Below are 243 nucleotides of genomic sequence, written 5' to 3'. Positions count from 1 at the left end.
ATCTATCTGGGTCTGGTGTTTGTGCTGCATTTCTGGCTCGGCATGCTGGCACTGGCTGGCGCAGTCATCATCCTCTCTCTGGTGCTTGCCAACGAGTTTATGAGCCGCGATCCCTCCAGAGAGCTGGCCTCACAAAACGCACAGCGCAGCAACACCCGCTCCGGCGCTCGCCGCAACGCGGAAGTGGTGCGCGCCCTTGGCATGAGCTCCACACTCACCAACAAGTGGGATGAAACCAACGCC

Annotated in this window: 1 pseudogene; it reads left to right on the top strand. The window is 60.1% G+C overall.

What is annotated here, in order from left to right:
* Nucleotides 1-243 (top strand): annotated as a pseudogene (locus PPL9_RS28955) (type I secretion system permease/ATPase); the annotation flags it as partial.

Origin of the sequence: Pseudovibrio sp. POLY-S9 (genome assembly GCF_001431305.1) — a bacterium.
Classification (GTDB): domain Bacteria; phylum Pseudomonadota; class Alphaproteobacteria; order Rhizobiales; family Stappiaceae; genus Pseudovibrio.
Note: the sequence above shows the minus strand (reverse complement) of the source record. Positions and strands in the feature narration are given on the sequence as shown.